17 protein-coding genes are annotated in these 18503 nt (G+C 43.1%); 6 read left to right on the top strand and 11 right to left on the bottom strand.

Features of this window, described 5'->3' with window-relative positions; all coding sequences use genetic code 11:
- Positions 1-16: 16 nt before the first annotated feature.
- Together GQR89_RS17685 and GQR89_RS17680 are read left to right on the top strand one after the other, a co-directional pair.
- Positions 17-1777, top strand: a complete 1761-nt coding sequence (locus GQR89_RS17685; RefSeq protein ID WP_158771269.1) for an acyl-CoA dehydrogenase — start codon at positions 17-19, stop codon at positions 1775-1777.
- A gap of 156 nt (positions 1778-1933) precedes the next feature.
- On the top strand, positions 1934-2947 hold the full coding sequence (locus tag GQR89_RS17680) for an AraC family transcriptional regulator (RefSeq protein ID WP_158771268.1): 1014 nt from the start codon (positions 1934-1936) through the stop codon (positions 2945-2947).
- Between the two features lie 256 nt (positions 2948-3203).
- On the opposite strand, the gene trpS is transcribed toward GQR89_RS17680, so the two are convergent.
- Positions 3204-4217, bottom strand: a complete 1014-nt coding sequence (gene trpS / locus GQR89_RS17675; protein WP_158771267.1) for a tryptophan--tRNA ligase — start codon at positions 4215-4217, stop codon at positions 3204-3206.
- Positions 4218-4245: 28 nt separating this feature from the next.
- Entirely contained in the window at positions 4246-4920 is a 675-nt protein-coding gene (gene rpe / locus GQR89_RS17670) for a ribulose-phosphate 3-epimerase (RefSeq protein ID WP_158771266.1), read from the bottom strand.
- Between the two features lie 311 nt (positions 4921-5231).
- Between rpe and GQR89_RS17665 the strand changes: the two genes are divergently transcribed.
- From GQR89_RS17665 to GQR89_RS17655, 3 genes are all read left to right on the top strand, one after another.
- Positions 5232-5954: a TorF family putative porin gene (locus tag GQR89_RS17665; RefSeq protein WP_158771265.1), complete on the top strand. Its 723-nt coding sequence runs from the start codon at positions 5232-5234 to the stop codon at positions 5952-5954.
- A 278-nt stretch (positions 5955-6232) separates the two neighbouring features.
- Entirely contained in the window at positions 6233-6538 is a 306-nt protein-coding gene (locus tag GQR89_RS17660; RefSeq protein WP_158771264.1) for a hypothetical protein, read from the top strand.
- A 5-nt stretch (positions 6539-6543) separates the two neighbouring features.
- Positions 6544-6741: a DUF2970 domain-containing protein gene (locus GQR89_RS17655; protein ID WP_158771263.1), complete on the top strand. Its 198-nt coding sequence runs from the start codon at positions 6544-6546 to the stop codon at positions 6739-6741.
- Between the two features lie 49 nt (positions 6742-6790).
- On the opposite strand, the gene GQR89_RS17650 is transcribed toward GQR89_RS17655, so the two are convergent.
- The 9 genes from GQR89_RS17650 to pilM form a co-directional block, all read right to left on the bottom strand.
- On the bottom strand, positions 6791-7627 hold the full coding sequence (locus GQR89_RS17650) for a Dam family site-specific DNA-(adenine-N6)-methyltransferase (RefSeq protein ID WP_158771262.1): 837 nt from the start codon (positions 7625-7627) through the stop codon (positions 6791-6793).
- Between the two features lie 92 nt (positions 7628-7719).
- Positions 7720-9267 (bottom strand): SPOR domain-containing protein, encoded by a 1548-nt coding sequence (locus GQR89_RS17645; protein ID WP_158771261.1) that lies wholly within the window; start codon positions 9265-9267, stop codon positions 7720-7722.
- A gap of 31 nt (positions 9268-9298) precedes the next feature.
- Positions 9299-10366, bottom strand: a complete 1068-nt coding sequence (gene aroB, locus GQR89_RS17640) for a 3-dehydroquinate synthase (RefSeq protein ID WP_158771260.1) — start codon at positions 10364-10366, stop codon at positions 9299-9301.
- A 33-nt stretch (positions 10367-10399) separates the two neighbouring features.
- Positions 10400-10915, bottom strand: coding sequence for a shikimate kinase AroK (gene aroK, locus GQR89_RS17635; protein WP_006990745.1), 516 nt, complete (start codon positions 10913-10915; stop codon positions 10400-10402).
- Between the two features lie 236 nt (positions 10916-11151).
- Positions 11152-12894, bottom strand: a complete 1743-nt coding sequence (locus tag GQR89_RS17630; RefSeq protein ID WP_158771259.1) for a type IV pilus secretin PilQ — start codon at positions 12892-12894, stop codon at positions 11152-11154.
- On the bottom strand, positions 12887-13420 hold the full coding sequence (locus tag GQR89_RS17625) for a pilus assembly protein PilP (protein WP_158771258.1): 534 nt from the start codon (positions 13418-13420) through the stop codon (positions 12887-12889). Before GQR89_RS17625 ends, GQR89_RS17630 begins: the two co-directional genes overlap by 8 nt.
- Positions 13417-14022: a type 4a pilus biogenesis protein PilO gene (locus GQR89_RS17620; RefSeq protein WP_158771257.1), complete on the bottom strand. Its 606-nt coding sequence runs from the start codon at positions 14020-14022 to the stop codon at positions 13417-13419. The genes GQR89_RS17625 and GQR89_RS17620 overlap by 4 nt, the downstream gene beginning before the upstream one ends.
- On the bottom strand, positions 14023-14604 hold the full coding sequence (locus GQR89_RS17615) for a PilN domain-containing protein (protein ID WP_158771256.1): 582 nt from the start codon (positions 14602-14604) through the stop codon (positions 14023-14025). It lies immediately after the preceding gene.
- Positions 14592-15689, bottom strand: a complete 1098-nt coding sequence (gene pilM, locus GQR89_RS17610; RefSeq protein WP_158771255.1) for a type IV pilus biogenesis protein PilM — start codon at positions 15687-15689, stop codon at positions 14592-14594. Before pilM ends, GQR89_RS17615 begins: the two co-directional genes overlap by 13 nt.
- 137 nt (positions 15690-15826) lie before the next feature.
- Here pilM and GQR89_RS17605 point away from each other — a divergent pair, with 137 nt between their 5' ends.
- Positions 15827-18487 (top strand): penicillin-binding protein 1A, encoded by a 2661-nt coding sequence (locus tag GQR89_RS17605; RefSeq protein WP_158771254.1) that lies wholly within the window; start codon positions 15827-15829, stop codon positions 18485-18487.
- Positions 18488-18503 lie beyond the last annotated feature (16 nt).

Genomic DNA, 18503 nt, shown 5'->3' with positions numbered 1-18503 from the left:
AGATAAGAGTTAAATTATGAGTGATTACACACACCCACTAGCAGACGCTGAGTTTGTTCTAAATGAACTTGTTGGTTTTGATAAGCTTTGTGCTGACATGGGCCACGAAGATATTAATAGCGAGTTGGCATCGGTTATTTTGTCAGAAGCGGGCAAGCTAGGTAGTGGTGTGTTGGCACCGCTCAATAGAGTAGGGGATTTACATCATCCTGCTATGATAGAAAAAGATGGCGGCTCGGGTGTACAAGAAACGGCTGGCTTTGCGCAGGCGTATAAAGAATATGTAGAGGGCGGTTGGGCCTCGTTAACCGGTGCTGAAGAGTTCGGTGGACAGAATCTGCCAAACGTATTAGGCAGTGCGGTTAATGAAGTATGGCATACGTCGAATATGGCATTTGCCTTATGCCCTTTGTTAAGCCAAGGTGCGATTGAATCGATATCTCATCATGGTAGCGAGCATTTGCAACAGTCATATTTGCCAAAAATGTTGAGCGGTGAATGGCCAGGTACTATGAACCTGACCGAGCCAGATGCAGGTACTGATTTAGCTGCGGTCAAAACCAAAGCTATCCCAAATGGTGAGCACTACTTGATCACGGGGCAGAAGATTTACATCACTTGGGGTGACCATCAGATGACCGATAATATCGTGCATTTGGTGCTCGCTCGCTTGCCTGATGCACCTGCAGGTGTGAAAGGGATCTCTTTGTTTATCGTGCCTAAGTTTAATTTGGATGAAAATGGTGCCCCGGCGGAACGTAACGACGCATATTGCGTATCGCTAGAGCATAAACTGGGAATTCATGGCAGCCCTACATGTGTTATGAGCTTTGGTGAAAACGGCGGTGCAAAAGGTTATTTAGTAGGTGAGGCGCATAAAGGCCTTTCTTATATGTTTACCATGATGAACCATGCTCGCCAAGGCGTTGGCCTTCAAGGGTTAGCGGTTTCTGAGGCGTCTTATCAGCACGCGTTACATTATGCTAAAGAGCGTTTACAGGGCACCAATAAAGACGGTAGCCGCTTCACAATTATAAAGTTCCCTGATGTGCGCCGTATGTTGATGCAGATGAAATCATCCACTGAAGCGATGCGCGCTTTGTGTTTGGTGGCTGCTGCTGAAATAGACCGAGGTAATAGTGCTCGTAACGAATTATTCACGCCTATCGTTAAAGGTTGGTGTACTGAATTATCTCAAGAGCTGACTTACCTGGGCACGCAAATTCATGGTGGTATGGGCTTTATTGAAGAAACTGGCTCAGCGCAGTTTTATCGTGACGCCAGAATTTTAACCATATATGAGGGCACCACCGGTGTGCAAGCGCTGGATTTAGTCGGGCGCAAAACCTTGGTTAATAAAGGTGAATCATTAGGCGCATTATTGGATGAAATTGCTCAAGACTTGCATAAATTTGATGCCATGGGTGGCCAATTTACTCTGGCTGCTAAGCAATGCAATACCGCATTGGAATGCGGTATTGCGGCACGGCAATGGTTGTTGGATATTGCCGTCACGGACAAAAATGCACCAGGCAGTGCCAGCGTAAACTTTATGATGTTATTTGGCTACTTGTGCGGTGGTTGGCTGATGGCCAAAAGTGCCATGCAAGCTAAAGCGCAGTTGGACGCAGGAGAAGGCAATAGTGAGTTTTTAAACGCTAAGCTTATATCGGCGCAGTTCTTCTGTGAGCATATGGTAGTGCGCACTCAAGCCTGCTTCGCCTCTATTCAAGCAGGAAGTGAGAGTATTATGTCATTGCCGGAAGACGCGTTTTAATTTAGTTGTCGAATAAACACAATGTAATGAAAGCATCATAGGGAAACCTATGGTGCTTTTTTGTTTTGTGCATACATGCATATTCCAGCGACCGGCTTGAGGCGTTATACTGAGGCGATACGGTATAAGCATTATATAACGAGTAGTTAATCTTTCATGCGCTATAAACACCATTCTATTTCTGTCCATTTCGCTCAAGCAATTGTTAAGCGCGCAATCGAAAGGGGACTGGATGAGGCGCAATTGCTTAACGAATCGGGCTTGAGTAAGGCTTTGTTAGTTAATAATGAGGTTCGTATCACGCCAGAACAACTCAGCCGTTTGATGCAGTCAGTTTGGCGCAGCGCCGACGATGAATATTTATGCTTCGGCAGTGAGCCTTCTCGCCACGGTGTTTTCAATTTGATGGCCAAGCAAGTTTCGCACAGTGCCAGTTTACGCCAAGTCTATCGACGCGGAACCCGATTCTACAATTTGGTCGCAAGGGCCACACAACTGAAATTTGAAGAGCGTGAAAAATACGCGCGTTTTTATTTAACCTTGACGCAACCTGAACTAGATCCCCAGCACGTATTGATTGATTTTCTATTATTGCTTTGGCATCGGTTTCCAAGCTGGCTTATTGGACAGCGTATTCCGTTGCGCCAAATAGGCTTTATGCATGCCAAGCCAGTTCATTATGAAGAGTATAGATTGATGTTCCCATGTGAAGTGGTGTATGAACAGCAGAGTAACTATTTTGAATTCGAGCATGCTATTTTGAGTGCGCCAGTAGTACAAACACAGCAAAACCTGAATGACTATCTGCAACGTTGTCCACTTGATTGGTTTAAGCGCCAATCTTACTTTCCAGTTTTTACACGCAAGGTTTTGAACTACCTAGAAGCCACTGACGATATGGCCTCGATTAGTATGACTGATATTGCCCAACAACTGCATACCACTATTCGGACTCTCAGGCGCAAGCTTTTGGAAGAAGGTACTAGTTTTCAAGAATTAAAAGACAGCGTGCGACGGGACGAAGCGATTCATTATTTAAGCCAACCTGATCTGCCTATATCGCAAGTAGGGCGCTTACTTGGCTTCACTGAACCCGCCACTTTTGCTCGGGCATTTAAAAGCTGGACTGGCGTTGCGCCTAGCATGTATCGCAAATCTAAAATTCGCTAACGAATGTCCTATTTGGTTTAGAAAATGGCTTTTACTGCCATACGTATTTTCACATATTTGCAACATAATAATTGTGTTCATATTGTTTTTTGCTATGAACCGCATCTAAGTCGTTGGAATGTTATCCCAACCTAACAGACTGACTTCCTTTGCCTTATAGACGGGCACTAAGAGTATATTTGTAGTTCTTAGTGCCGGTTTTTGAGGCATAAAAAAAGCAGCACTAAGGCTGCTTTGAAAATCATTAAATCTTACGTTAAGGCTTTAATGGGCTGGTGACGAAACCAATAGCCTCATATACTTTGTTAATCGTCTGCTGAGCGCGTACTTGAGCTTTTTCAGCACCAACTGCCATTATACGATCCAATTCTGTTTGATCTTGACGAAGCTCTGTGAATTTTGCCTGAATGGGTTCTAACATGGCCACTATAGCATCGGCTACATCTGTTTTGAGGTGTCCGTACATCTTATCTTCATAGGCAGGCACTAAGTCAGCGATAGATTGGCCCGTTGCACAAGACAATAAGCTAAGTAGGTTAGACACACCTGGCTTTTCAGCCGTATCGAAATAGATGCGGGCTTGATCATCTGAATCGGTTACCGCGCGCTTTATCTTTTTGCTGATCTTTTTAGGGTCTTCCAATAAACCAACAAAGTTATTTTGGTTATCATCTGATTTAGACATCTTTTTAAGCGGATCTTGCAGGCTCATTATACGCGCACCAACTTCAGGAATGTAGGGATCAGGTATCGTGAATACGTCCCCATAGATATTGTTAAAGCGGGTAGCCACATCACGAGTCAGTTCTAAATGCTGTTTTTGATCTTCACCTACCGGTACTTGCTTTGCTTGATATAACAATATATCTGCGGCCATCAATGCTGGGTAGGTGTATAACCCGGCATTAATATTGGTGATGTTTTTTGCTGATTTGTCTTTAAACTGAGTCATACGATTCAGTTCACCCATTTGGGTATAGCAGTTCATTATCCAGGCAAGCTGAGCGTGCTGTGGCACATGAGACTGCATGAAGATAGTGCTCTTGGCCGGATCAATGCCGCAGGCAACGTACAATGCCAAACCGTCTAAACAGGCATTGTACAAAGCTTTAGGATCTTGGCGTACAGTGATTGCATGCATATCAACCAACATATAAAGACATTCGTTGTCGTCTTGCATATTTACCCATTGACGAAGTGCGCCAATGTAGTTGCCTAGGGTAAGTTGTCCAGAAGGCTGGCAGCCGCTTAATACAATTGGTTTACTCATAAGATAATTATTCTATTTTTGGAGTTAATTAGGAAATCACTTTGGCTAATTCAGCACGCATCTCATCAATCACTTGATGATAATCAGGCTGATTAAAAATGGCGGAGCCTGCAACAAACATATCAGCGCCTGCTTGGGCTATGGCGCGAATATTATCGACTTTTACGCCACCGTCAATTTCTATTCGGATATCGCGCCCACATGCTTGCACCATTTTCTTCACTATTTGCAGTTTATCCAACGTCTCGGGGATGAACGCCTGCCCACCGAATCCCGGGTTTACCGACATAAGTAAAATATGATGCAGTTTATGTAGTGTGTAATCAAGACAATCTAATGATGTAGCAGGGTTAAGTACTAAGCCTGGCTTGCAGCCAGAATCGATGATGAGCTGTATACTTCGGTCGACGTGCCGCGAGGCTTCAGGATGAAAGCTGATCATGCTGGCGCCTGCTTTGGCAAAACTAACGATCATTTCATCTACGGGTTCTACCATAAGATGTACATCGATTTCAGCGGTTACGCCATAATCGCGCAGGGCTTTGCATATCATTGGCCCAATAGTGAGATTCGGTACGTAATGGTTATCCATAACATCAAAATGAATCACATCAGCTCCTGCGGCTAGCACTGCGTCTACTTCAGCGCCTAAACGGGCGAAATCTGCTGAAAGAATGGATGGAGCAATCAAAAAAGGACGCATATAAGCCTCGAGTTATGCAAAAACTTTATGTTACCGAATAAAGACTTAGGACAAAAGTCTGAATTTTGCACCATATTAGTGCTTGTGCAATAAAGTAGTGCGTAGTTGCATGGATAAATTACAGGGTAATTAACACACCATTTCGAAAATATTCCAAAAAAACCTTTTATATCAATGTAATAAAATTGTTATACAAATTATTTTATGTGTTCGATATTTAGGCATTCCTTTTGCGTAGTAGTGTTCAAACATAATAATAATAATTAGACAGAAAGCCTAAATAAATAAATCAAAACACATGGAGAACACATATGAACTCATCAATGAAGAAAACAGTACTCGCCCTTGCGCTGACTTCGGCAACCCTGATTGCATCTGCACCTTCTTATGCAGAAGTTACTGCTAACGCAAGCGTTACAAGTAACTATATTTGGCGTGGTCTAACACAAACAACTAACGACGCGGCAGTGCAAGGCGGTATCGATTACGCAAACGAAAGCGGCTTCTATGTTGGTACGTGGGTATCTAACGTAAATTATGGTGCTGATGATGTTTATTCGTACGAGCACGATATGTATTTTGGTTTTTCAGGCGAATCTGGTGATATCACTTATGATGTCGGTTATCTTTATTACAACTACGACAGTGAAGCAAACTTTGACTTTGCTGAAGTATATGGTTCGGTAGGCTACGGTGGTCTTAGTGCAACACTTTCATTGTTAGCGCACACAGAAGCTGACGAAGGCGAAGGTCGAGATTATGGCTTTGCCCAAGCTTCCTATATTTCAGTCGACTACGGAATGCCGGTATTAAATGGTGCCGAGCTGGGACTTCACGTGGGTTACCACCAAGGTGATTTCGCTGAAGATTTTAATGGCGTACCAGACGGTTATGCAGACTGGGGTGTCTCAATAGCGAAAGACGGCTTTAGCTTCGCTGTTACTGGCACTGACTTAGATGATACAGGTGCTGATGCTTACGATAACGATTCAATTAAATTTAGCGTAGGTTACGGTGTGGATTTTGAACTTTAAATTTTGATTTGAAAAACTTTAAGTCAATGTCAAAGGAAACAAATTTGCTGGTAGTTGAGGCATGAGTTTTTAATTAGCCTTTAACTACACGATTTAGAAGATCCGTTAGCCTTATGGTTAGCGGATTTTTTCGTATTGCCGAACTTAAAAATTAATAAGCAACAATATAGTAAATATTATTTAATTCGCGATGAATAGCGTCACATTTGAGTTGAACTAAATCTATTCGACGAAAGTATAAGGTATAATGCAACAAGATATTTCAACAAGGAGCAATTATGAGTACTCATTTTAAACGACTAATTGGCTTCGGTGCTTTCGCTTTAGTGGCGATGTTGGCCGTGGGCAAAACGTCTGTGAGTAACGAGACATTATTCTGTAGTTGTCCTCAAGCGATGGCATTTGATCATGGTTTGCCTATGAGTCACCCTATTAACCGCTGTGCCAAACAACAAGCAGATGTTATTAGCTGGTCTGGTTGGGTCAGAGGAAACTCAACCTCCTATCAAATGCATTTTATTGATTTACTTGAGCTACTTTCGCGTTATGCTGATGAATCGGACGATCTTCAACCACGAGCGTAATCATTATGGACAATACAAAAAGCGGGCTATGGGATGTAGTTAAAAGTGTGGCCGCCAGTGTTTTTGGTGTGCAAAGTAGTGCTAACCGCGAACGAGATTTTAAACAACAGTCATTCATACCATTTGTTGTTGTCGGCGTCATTTTCTTTATAATATTAATCGTGTCATTAATATTAATTGTTTCTGTAATCATACCTGATTGACACGGTTTCACGGTTTTTTGAACGTTAAATCAATTAATCAGCACTAAGGTTAGCGTTCTAAATTGGGCTTAACATAGAGAGCCAATAACTCGCTGACTTTTTTCCTACCATTGCCTTTCTGGCTAATGAAGCGACTAACCTGTAGTTCTGACAGCTGCGCTAATGCATATAACCTTCGGGTATCTGCCGTGTCGTGATTACTGATCAACACTGGAATATCTCGCTCGAAAGCCGTTTTTGCTGCTATCAGCGCTAAACTACTTTGATGCGCCATAGAAAAGCCCCCTTTCGCATAGCTGGCAAAATTAGCGGTTTTACTGATCGGTGCATAAGGCGGGTCGCAGTAGATCACGCTACCCGCGCGGGCGCGGCTAAACGTTTTTTCATAAGATTCACAGACAAATTGAGCTTTTTTGGATTTTTCGGCAAAAAAGTACAATTCATCTTTTGGGAAATAAGGGGCTTTGTATTTGCCAAAAGGCACATTGAACTTGCCCGATAAGTTATATCTGCACAAGCCATTGTAGCCGAAGCGATTTAAGTACAGGAACAGTACCGCGCGCTCATATATATCTTCGCTGGCGTTAAATAACGCACGCATCGCATAGTAGGCGTCTGAATCGTTGTTTTGCGCGGTAAAGAGTGCCTGGGCGTCTTCTATGTAGCGCTCGGGCTGTTGCTGCAATATCTTGTAGAGGTTAATTAAATCGGGGTTAATGTCGCTTAAAAGATAACTGGAAAAATCCGTGTTCAGAAATACAGAGCCTGCACCTACAAAAGGTTCGACTAATTTTTTCGCTGAAGGTAAATGTTGGTTTATCTGCTCGACCAGCCGATATTTCCCGCCTGCCCATTTCAAAAAGGCTCTATTTTTCTTATTCGTCATTGAAGATTCTTGTCAGGCTCTGCTTTCGGGTAAGAAGGTGCAAAGTAGGGATTGTAACGAGCCAAGGCAAAAACAACAATTGGCATATGGGTTTAATTGGCAGAATTAATTTCCTGATGCACTTTTTGTAACGCTTTAGGGAACGGTGTTGCCTCACGCATGCCTTTTGGTAACGACGTGACCGCTCGTAAAGCCGCAGGCAGTGAAGAGTAATGTTTGTTATACAACAAAACATACCAATCTTTGTTATAACGCTGGGTCTGATATACCCATACATGCTGTTGAATATCGTTGTTTTGTATGTACTTTTGTATCGCATCTCGGACACTAAAACCAATAATCTGCAATACATATCCTTCATTGGGCAGGGCCAATATGGTCGCCTCATCGAAGGGGTAAGCTGCAGGTGAACTTAAGGGGTTAGCAAGCTTTATGGCAGGCTCTTCATTGCTGGAGGTAACATCAGCGGCAACGGGTTTTTGCGCCACTCCTATTTGCACGTTACTGTTTGCTGGAGCAACATTAGTTTGTGCTGTGCCGCCTGTTTCTATCTGGGTGTTGTGTTTTTGTTTGGCCGCATCTATACGGTTACTTTCATTTTGCCAAGTTGTAACCAGTGCATCACCTTGGGATTGGATGGCATCTTGTGGCTTTTTATCTGCTTTTCCGGCGATGGATGAAGAGTCTACTTGTTCTTTTGCTAATGGGCTTTTTTCACCTAATAAAACGTTGTCAGTAGCGTTAGCGTTCTGGGACAGCTCATTTAGTGATGAAGTTTCATCATTCGGTTTTTCTGTACTTGTTGCTAAGGTCTGTATTTCGTCTTTCTGGCTAGTATCGGGCGGTACTGAATCATCCGCGTCATTGATAGATGTCTTTGAGCTATTTCCAACCGTGTTTTTATCGCTATCTGTTGATGAGCTTAGTAACTCCGGATATTGAGAAAGCAATATTCCGGCGAATAGGCTTAAAAATAACAACCCGATAATAGGAAAAAACCAAGGGCGCTTCATAACACTGGGGGATTCAGACGGAGTCACCTGATTACGTTGTTCGATTCGTTGAGCAAACGCCTGTCGTTTGTTGGCAATTAACTGTTCTAATTCACTGCCTGATACATTCGTTGTGGGTTCAACCGTGGCACCAGAATCAACTACTATGACATTGTTATTGGAATCGCTGCGTAAAGCCTGATAGGTCTGGTTAATCCAATGACTCTGGGCGAAAACAAGTACGTTTACTTGTCGCTCACTGCCCTCATGCAGGGCCAGAATTAACTGCTGTAGATCACCTAGCATGCTTGTTGAGAGGTGCTCGCCTTTTGATATACAAATCAGTAGGGCTTGGGGTTGACTAGCCCCATGTTGGCTTACGCTGGGCGCTAATAGTTTAGCGAGGGGGAGGTTGCCAGACTTAGGCGTTAACTTACTTGATAGTTGCTGGGTTAATTGCTGACGAAAATCATCTAGCATCATACTTGGCTTAGCGGTTAGTACGGCCACTTCATCATTTTCATTTTGTTCAGACAACAACGCATCTACGCAACTAGATACGCTGAATTCGGGCTCAGACTTAACAAAAATGAGCCCAGAAGAATACTGAATCAGATGATTAAGACGTTTGTGCAGTTCGCTTTGCAAAGATGTTTACTCAAAAATGGTTAATCAGTGCCTAATTCAACAAGGCCGATAACAGGGTTTCGTCCAAGTCAGAGGTGACGACTGCTTCGCCAATGGTGGTAGGCAAAATATAGTTTAGTTTGCCAGCCTGAACTTTTTTGTCATGTACCATATGTTGCATAAATGTCTGATAATTCATTTCAGCAGGGGGGGCAATAGGCAAAGCAAAGGCTTCCAATAAAGCAACTATGCGTTGTACTTCTTTGTCGCTCATCCAGCCTTTCATTTGACCTGCTTGAGCGGCGAGTACCATGCCCGCTGATACGGCTTCACCATGTAACCAATTACCGTAGCCTTGCTCTGCTTCGATAGCGTGACCAAAGGTATGGCCAAGGTTTAGTAAGGCTCGAAGGCCCGATTCTCGCTCATCAATAGCGACAATTTCAGCTTTGATTTCACAGCAGCGTGCAATGGCGTACTGCAGGGCATCAACGTCTTGGCTAATCAGTTGTGCGGTATTTTTCTCTAACCATTCAAAGAATGCTTTATCATAAATTATGCCGTACTTAATCACTTCAGCCATCCCAGCTGAAAACTCTTTCGACGGCAGAGTTTGTAATGTAGTGGTGTCAATAAACACGGCTTTGGGCTGATAAAACGCACCAATCATGTTCTTGCCCAAAGGATGGTTAACGGCGGTTTTACCCCCAACAGATGAGTCTACTTGAGACAGTAAGGTGGTGGGTATTTGAATAAACGGCATACCACGTTGAAAACTAGCAGCAACAAAACCGGTCAAATCACCAATAACACCGCCGCCAAGGGCAATTAAGGTCGTGTCACGGGCCGCAGACATGCTCAATAGTTGCGTGATTACATGCTCAAAACTAGCTAGATTCTTATATTGCTCGCCATCAGCGATAACAATTTTCTGAATTTCAATATCAGGCAAACTATCGATAATAGTTTGACTATAAAGTGGATCAACTACTGTGTTGGTGACCAATACCGCTTTGTTCGTTTTGATGTAATCTGCGAGTTTATTCACTTGGGTTAGCAAACTCGGCTGGATAAAAATGGGGTAGCTACGCTCACCCAACTTCACTGTTAATGTTGTCATAAGCGCAGCCCTTTCGAGATGATATTTTAGCTATTACTGATTGATTTTCTCAATGATTTGATTAGCAACTGCGCGGGCGCTTTGCTCATCAGTATCAACAATGTAGTCAGCAGCATCTTCATACATTGGGTTACGTTCTTCTGCTAATCTACGCAAAACGGTTTCAGGATCGTCTTTTTGTAACAATGGACGACGTTTGTCACGTTGCGTACGAGCGACTTGTTTGTCGATAGTCGTTTGTAAGTAAACGACTATGCCTCTCGCTGATAAGCGATTGCGAACGGCTTTGCTGACCACAGAACCACCGCCTGTTGCCAAAACAATACCTTGTTTGTCGGTTAAATCATTTATGACGGTTTCTTCACGAGCGCGAAAACCTTCTTCACCCTCTAAATCAAAGATCCAAGCGATATCTGCGCCAGTGCGCTTTTCAATCTCTTGATCTGAATCATAAAATTCTAAATGAAGTTCGTCTGCGAGGTGTCTTCCAATCGTGCTTTTACCAGCACCCATTGGACCTATTAAAAAAATATTACGTTTTTCAGCCATTTTTGCTTAGTTCACAATTCTGTTTATTTCGGGGGTAGAAATCTATTATCGCGGCTACCCTTCAATGGATTAACCTGACCTCGTTGAAATTTCGAGGGCGGGATTATCTCAGCTTTACCCTGAAATTTGCAAGCTTTGTTAAGTCTAGGTGAAATTTAAATGTAAGGGGGGCTAAAACTATTGAATTTTTGAGGCGTAGTTAAATGGCCTGTATGTCTTATATACCGTGCGTTTTGCTACTGTTCAACTAGGTTATCAAGCAATATTTTAGGCGTGACAAAAATCAATAATTCTCGCTTCTCATTGACCGTTTGGGAGTTTTTAAACAGGTGACCTAGTACAGGGATGTCTCCAAGGAGCGGAACTTTGTTCACATTTTCAGTACTGGTCTGCTGAAAAATCCCTCCCAGCACGATAGTTTCACCATTATTTACCAGTACCTGGGTACTGATTTCTTGGGTATCAATTGCGACGGCTAAACCCGTTGATGTATTGACTGTATCGCCTCGTGTGTCTTGAGTGACTACCAAGTCTAAAATTATTCTATTGTCAGGGGTGATATGAGGCGTAACTTTTAAACTCAATACGGCTTTTTTGAATTCAACGGATGTTGCACCGCTGGATGTAGATTGCACGTATGGAATTTCAGTGCCTTGTTCGATGTAGGCTTCGCGCTGATTTGCCACGGTAATTCGCGGGCTGGCAATCACTTCGCCTTTGTTTTCAGATTCAAGCGCAGAAAGTTCTAGATCCAGAATTGTGCCGTCAACTAATCGGGCTACCTGTATACCTATGCGCCCCGCTGGGTTGGTGACCGGTAGGTTTACATTCAATCTGTTATTAAGAGCTGGGACCAATCCACTGCTTAGTGTGTCAGCGCCTTCTAATGAGCCGGATGTGGCGCTGTCGCCAGATTTATTGCTAAAGCCCCAGCGCACGCCTAATTGCTCATCTACATTGTCACGTACAGTGACCATACGAGATTCGATTAAAACTTGTTTCACTGGAATATCTAAGTCGCCAATCAGCAATCGGGCCTCATCGATAGAAGTTTGGGTATCGCGAAGCAATACCGTATTGGTGCGTTCATCCACTGCAACACTGCCCCTAACGCTTAAAATACTGCTATCAGTATTTTTCAATATATTGGCTATTTCCTTGGCTTTAGCATAATTGATTTGTAAGTTTGCCGAGATAAGAGGCGCAAGCTGTGCCACCTGCTGGCGATTTTGTAACTGCTGGGTTTCTCGGGACGCGAGTTCTTCTGATGGAGCAATCAATAATATATTGCCCTCTAAGCGTTTATCTAATCCACGAATTTTTAAGATCATGTCTAAGGCTTGGTCCCAGGGAACGCCGCTTAAACTCACGGTTACATTGCCACGAACGGTATCAGTGGTGACTAAATTGAAGTTATTTACCTGAGCAATAATTTGCAGAACATTACGCACGGGCACATCTTGAAAATCTAGTGAAATTGGCTCACCGTCGTATACGGTGGCATTTTTTGCTTGTACTGATGACTGAGGCTTAATTGTTAAGATTAATTGATTTTTATTTTTGCTGTGCTCAAACACCACATCTTCAATTAAATTGAATTCTAAAACACTGGCGCCTTTTATAAAAAATGTCTCAATCTCTTTTATGGGCGTGGAAAATTCTGCGACGTTCAAGGTAAATAGCTGATCTTTAGCGAGCTTAATATTTGGTAGAGTGACCGTTAATCGTTGTTTTGAGGCAATTAACTGCGGATTAATACGGTTGTTATCAAAGGTCAACGTTGCAATGCCATACCCTTGCGGGGTTCGGGTGAATTGAATATCTACCAATTGATTATTGGTGAGTTCGTCAACTGCAGAGACAGGATCTATCAACACGTCATCTGATTGCGCTATGCTGTGAATATGCCAAGTCATGCACAGCAATGCAAAAAAGCCTCTGAGCACCTTAGGTAATAATTCTGAGTGGCGACTAGCCATTGTTCTCTCCTAGATTGGCTTGCATGGTCAATGTTGCTTGCTTTTTTTGCCAGCAGCCAGTGCCGTCGGGCAACATTTCAGTGTAGGTGATTCGTCCGTCTTTTATCGCGTTAATGCGACCATAAAAAAGCCCTAAATAGTCGCCCGTTGTAGCGCGATACAAATTGCCGTCATTCGTTTGGATGAGCGCCCAGTTTTGATTATTCTTTTTAATGGTGCCGATAAAAGCCATAGCATCTATTCCATGATGCTCTAAAGGCTGTTTTACGTGAGCTGCATTTGGTTGAGGACAGCTTGTGGTAATAGATGCAGTCTCGATCTGAGGCGCATTTTTTAATCGCTTAAATGGGCTACGTAATTCGTTAGCTGCATAAGTAAATGCAGGCGAAGTGGTAAACTCAGGGTAGAGCTCAATACTAATTGAGGTATTGTGTTTTACATCAGAAATGTAAGCGTCTAAATCTTGTTGTTGCTCGGAACAAGCACCGAGCAACCATATTAAGCACAATAAAATGAGTACTTTCATTTATCTTGACCTGAATCGGTAAATTCTGCTCGGTAGGTTTTGGCGGCTAATTTAAGTTTCAAATTTGCCCGTTCTTGGCTTACCTCGAAATCATGCACTGTTACAATACGCGGTAAAGCAGCAATATCTGATACGAACTTGCCAAACGCATGGTAATTACCTGTCACTTCAATTTGAATAGGCAGCTCGGTATAAAATTCTTTCGGTATTTCTTGCTGCCAATTCAATAATTTAAAGGTAAGGCCTGCGGAGGTACCGACAAAGGTGATGTCATCTAATAAACCAGGGGTTTCGTTGCTAGTAGGTAATGACTTTAGCATTGACGAGAAGTCTTTTTTTAAGCGAGCTAATTGCTCTTCATAGGCGGGTAAATTAACGGCAATATTGTATTTACCTTGATAATTTCGCTTTAAATCTAATTCTTGCAACTGGGCTTTTTCAAGCAGAGGTAATTTGTCTTTCACTAGTGTGTAATAACCACCAATAAGCGTGATGATCGCGACAAATAGAGCTACCACCGTTTTGACTTCAAAAGGCCAAGTCGCTAACTGTTCGAAGTCTAATTCGTTGAGCTCTTTGAGTTTACTGAAATCAAATTTCATTTAATTTGGTTGCTCCTGAATTTCACTAAAATCAGGTGCAACGTTAGAACTAATATTGAATTTGAGTTTAAATTCACTCACAGCGTCAGCAGCAGTTGTATCGGCGACAATAGAAGAAAGTTCACCGTCATTAAATACCTCTGAGTTGGCTAGATTGCGCATAAAGTTAGCTAGCCTGTTATTTGAATCGCTAACACCATCCACTTCTACTCGATTGCTTGTTCGAGCGAAGCGATTAAAAGAAATTCCAGGAGGTACTACGCGAGCTAGTTCGTCCAAAACGATAGGAGCAGCGTTGCGGCTTACTTCAAGCTGCTCGATAAGCGTCATGCGTTGTTCAATAGCTTGCTTACTTTGTTTGATATCTTTAATTTTGCCAATTTGTATATCAATTTCATTTAATGCTTGGGTTAAAAATTGATTACGCTTTTCTTGAGTGGCAATTAATTGATCCATTCCTTTGCTTAAAGCAAACATTAGCAAGACCATAGATACACCGATGCCAACCAACAGCGTTAGATAATTCTTTTTCTGTTGTTGGCGCTGTGCTTCTCGCCATGGCAGCAGGTTTATATGTGGCAAGGTGAAAAGCCCCTTAATGCTAACCCAGCGGCAATGGCAAAATTTGCCCCTTGGGATGCAATTAATTCAGCGCTCTTCTTGTCGCTTTGCATGCCAAGTAATGGGTTGAAAATTTGTACGTCAATGCCGAGTTCTTGGGTTAATTCGTTGGCTAAATTTTTAAAAGGGCTAATAGCGCCACAAATTAGTAGGTGCTGCGGAGATGGCTGATGGGTTGAGCTTACATACATTTGAAGGGCACGGGTAATGTGCTGCTGTAAATTGGCCTGAAAAAGCATGTAGCAGTCACGAGGCCAACTCTCAGGCAAGCTATTGGTTGTTAGTTGTTGCTCGTACTGAATGCGTGACAGATTAAAATTTGAACAACTATCTTGGGTTAACATATCAAGCCCAAAATTATGTTCTTTGGTGTAAAGCACTTGGCCATCATATACTGCACAAAACTGCAGTTGCGAGGCCCCAATATTAATACAGCATTGCACCATTTTATCAGCTAGATCATCGGAATTATCATTAGTAGATTCACTGGTCGCAGCAAATTGTATTAAGGCGTTGGCGAGTGCATAAACCTCAACATCGGCAATTTTTGTTTCAAATCCAACTTCGTTTAATAACGTTAAGCGCGAGTCGATCATGTCTTTGTGCACAGCGCTGAGTAACACTTCAACTTTATTTGGGTAACTAGCGCTTGGGCCTAAGCGTTCAAAATCTAAATATATTTCTTCTAATGGGTAGGGAATTAAGCTGTCTGCCTCAAGCTCGATTTGGCTTTCAAGTTCAATATCAGTTAAGTCATCATCCATGTACGCTAACTTGTTGATCACCGCCTGTCCAGAGACAGCGATTGCCACTTGCTTAGCTTTACCTTTTAAGTTGAGTTTAATTTTCTTAAGTGCTTGGCTCAGGGCTTCGTAATCTTTGATTTCACGCTCTGCAAAAGCGTTGCCGTTAATAGACTCGCACGCAATAGCGAGCAACGTAATGTGTTGTTTGTTTTGTTCGAATAAAATGGCCTTAACATAACGGGTGCCTATGTCGAGTCCAATGAGGTGTTGCGTATTTTTAGCCAATAATTTATCAAACACTTAAGGTTCCGATGCAATTATACGAAGCGGGATGTTAGTATTATTGCTCAACTTTTAATTATTTATGGTTCTTATAACGGTACTTAGGTATAAAATATGAGTCATTTATTGCAACTTGTCTTGGTAATATTGTTTTCGTGAAGTTTTTAAAGCCCGCATTTTTTATTCTTATCCTCGCTTTTGTCGTCGGTGTTATAACGACTTTTGCCCTTTATTTTTATATGAAACCAGACTTACCCAGTGTGGATATGCTCAAGGATGTGCGTCTGCAAACGCCTATGCGTGTGTATACCCAAGACGGCAAGCTTATTTCACAGTTTGGGGTTAAACGTCGTATTCCACTCACAATTGAAGACGTTCCTGAAGATTTGATCCATGCTGTGCTTGCCACTGAAGACAGCCGCTTTTACCAACACCATGGCGTGGATCCAATTGGTATGGCGCGAGCCGTGGTGAATTTAGTGCTCACCGGGGAAAAAGGTCAGGGGGGCAGCACCTTAACCATGCAACTGGCACGAGGTTTCTTTCTTACTCGGGATAAAACCTATATTCGTAAAATAAAAGAAATCTTTATTGCTTGGCACATGGAACAGTTACTTACCAAGCAAGAAATTTTAGAGTTGTACCTGAATAAGGTCGAGTTGGGTCACCGAGCCTTTGGTTTTGGTGCAGCCGCGCAAGTTTATTATGGTAAAACAGTCAATGAATTAACGCTGGCGCAAATGGCTACTATAGCCGGATTACCGCAAGCACCGTCAATTCTTAATCCTATCAGCCGTCCTGAACGCTCTAAAGTGCGCCGCCGAGTGGTATTACTGCGAATGCTGGATGAGAAATACATCACCCGAGCGCAGTTCGATGAAGCCTCTACTGCGCCGATTACGGCCACTAAACACGGTGCGGAAATTGAGTTCTCAGCCCCTTATTTGGCAGACTTAATATGGAATGAGATGGTCGAGTTATACGGTAAAGAAGAAGCTGAAACTGGTGGCTATCAAGTATACTCGACTGTGCCTTCTTATACCCAACTAGCCGCTCAGCAAGCTTTGCAGCGTAATTTACATGATTACGATGAACGTCACGGTTACCGTGGCCCAGAGCAGCAGTTGTGGATCCCAGCCGGATTACCTGTAGCAGTAGAAAAAGACCAAGACGCGGTTGTAACAGCGGCTATTTCCACTGAGCCTTGGGATGAGCAACGCATGCTTACTTTCCTTGATGGATACCAAACGTTCGAATCGATGCAGCCGGCCATAGTGATGAAAGTGAATGAGACCGATGTTAGTATTTTTACTCGCTCAGGCCGGGTTAGCACAATCGACTGGGATGGGTTGGATTGGGCTCGGAAATACATCACTGACACGCGTCAGGGGAATGAACCTGAAAAGGCCAGTGATATTCTATCCGAAGGGGCATTGATTTTAATTCGCCAGCGCGAAGATGATAAGCATTGGCAATTGACTCAATATCCAGATGCCAGCAGCGCCTTTATTGCATTGAATCCCCATAACGGTGCGGCTCAAGCAATCGTGGGCGGTTATAGTTTTTATCAAAGTCAGTTTAACCGAGCGACTCAAGCCAAACGTCAAGTAGGCTCAAATATTAAGCCTTTCATTTATTCGTCTGCATTAGCCAATGGATTTACGTTAGCGAGCATCATCAATGATGCGCCCATTAATCAGTGGGAAAGGGGAACAGGTAATGCTTGGCGTCCCGAAAACTCCCCTCCTGAATATGATGGACCCATACGTTTGCGGGTTGCTTTAGGCAAATCGAAAAACGTCGTTTCTGTTCGCTTGGTGCGTGCTGTAGGCATTGATAAAGTTACCAAACACTTAGCGCGTTTTGGTTTTGATATAACTGAAATTCCTAGAGATGAGACGGTCTCCCTTGGTTCTGGCTCACATACGCCGCTGGAAGTAGCAACGGCTATGTCGGTAATTGCTAATGGCGGCTTTTTGATTCAGCCACACTTTGTGGAGCGTATCGAAGATGACTACGGCAAAGTGTTGTGGAAGTCGAATCCCCTGCAGGCGTGCGATCCATGTGAGGCTGCGCAAGAGCACCACGATGCAATATCTGATGAACATATGGATATAGAAGCCATGTTAGCTGCTGAGTTGGGCTCAGCACAATTACCTAAAAAGGGTACAAGTGCTGACACCGTTGATCCGGTTCGTTCTGCGCCCAGGGTACTTGATGAAGATAATGCCTTTCTGGTTGCCGAGATGATGCGCACAGCGCTCAAAACCAATGGTAACTGGAATAAAAAAACCTATTGGCAAGGTACCGGTTGGCGAGCCAGTAATTTGCTGCAACGGGGTGATATCGCGGGTAAAACAGGTACCACCAATGATTCAAAAGACACTTGGTTCAGTGGTTTTACCAATGATTTAGTGGCTACCGTTTGGGTTGGCTTTGATAATATGGGACGCAGTTTAGGTCGGGCATCGCGTAATCAAAACTTGGTTAATAAGAATCCCAAAAAATTTAATTTCATCGGCAACGCCATGATAGGCGGGGAAGATGGTGCCAAGGCAGCTGAACCTGCTTGGATACGCTTTATGCAAAAAGCCTTAGACGGCGTACCTGAAAAGAATCGCCCTATGCCTAACAACCTAGTGACAACGCGTATTGATCGTGCCAGCGGTAAGTTAACCCAACGTACGGATCATACTGCACTGTTCGAGTACTTTGTGCCGGGGACTGCGCCGACGAGTTATGTTAGCGACAGTGAATTTGTCGATCCAGCGGATGAAAATAGTAAACAAAGCAAACCACTTGAAGATATTTTTTAAGGCATTATAGAGACCA

Source organism: Paraglaciecola sp. L1A13 (assembly GCF_009796745.1).
Taxonomy (GTDB): domain Bacteria; phylum Pseudomonadota; class Gammaproteobacteria; order Enterobacterales; family Alteromonadaceae; genus Paraglaciecola.
The sequence above is the reverse complement of the archived record's forward strand: the minus strand, read 5'-3'. Positions and strand labels throughout refer to the sequence as shown.

Excerpts from the sequence above, each read along its gene's own strand:
- trpS (WP_158771267.1), bottom strand. The coding sequence starts at position 4,217 with ATGAGTAAACCAATTGTATTAAGCGGCTGCCAGCCTTCTGGACAACTT.
- GQR89_RS17625 (WP_158771258.1), bottom strand. The coding sequence starts at position 13,420 with ATGAAAGTACTCATTTTATTGTGCTTAATATGGTTGCTCGGTGCTTGT.
- GQR89_RS17655 (WP_158771263.1), top strand. The coding sequence starts at position 6,544 with ATGGACAATACAAAAAGCGGGCTATGGGATGTAGTTAAAAGTGTGGCC.
- rpe (WP_158771266.1), bottom strand. The coding sequence starts at position 4,920 with ATGCGTCCTTTTTTGATTGCTCCATCCATTCTTTCAGCAGATTTCGCC.
- GQR89_RS17665 (WP_158771265.1), top strand. The coding sequence starts at position 5,232 with ATGAACTCATCAATGAAGAAAACAGTACTCGCCCTTGCGCTGACTTCG.
- aroK (WP_006990745.1), bottom strand. The coding sequence starts at position 10,915 with ATGGCTGAAAAACGTAATATTTTTTTAATAGGTCCAATGGGTGCTGGT.
- GQR89_RS17660 (WP_158771264.1), top strand. The coding sequence starts at position 6,233 with ATGAGTACTCATTTTAAACGACTAATTGGCTTCGGTGCTTTCGCTTTA.
- GQR89_RS17650 (WP_158771262.1), bottom strand. The coding sequence starts at position 7,627 with ATGACGAATAAGAAAAATAGAGCCTTTTTGAAATGGGCAGGCGGGAAA.
- GQR89_RS17685 (WP_158771269.1), top strand. The coding sequence starts at position 17 with ATGAGTGATTACACACACCCACTAGCAGACGCTGAGTTTGTTCTAAAT.
- aroB (WP_158771260.1), bottom strand. The coding sequence starts at position 10,366 with ATGACAACATTAACAGTGAAGTTGGGTGAGCGTAGCTACCCCATTTTT.
- GQR89_RS17620 (WP_158771257.1), bottom strand. The coding sequence starts at position 14,022 with ATGAAATTTGATTTCAGTAAACTCAAAGAGCTCAACGAATTAGACTTC.
- GQR89_RS17630 (WP_158771259.1), bottom strand. The coding sequence starts at position 12,894 with ATGGCTAGTCGCCACTCAGAATTATTACCTAAGGTGCTCAGAGGCTTT.
- GQR89_RS17680 (WP_158771268.1), top strand. The coding sequence starts at position 1,934 with ATGCGCTATAAACACCATTCTATTTCTGTCCATTTCGCTCAAGCAATT.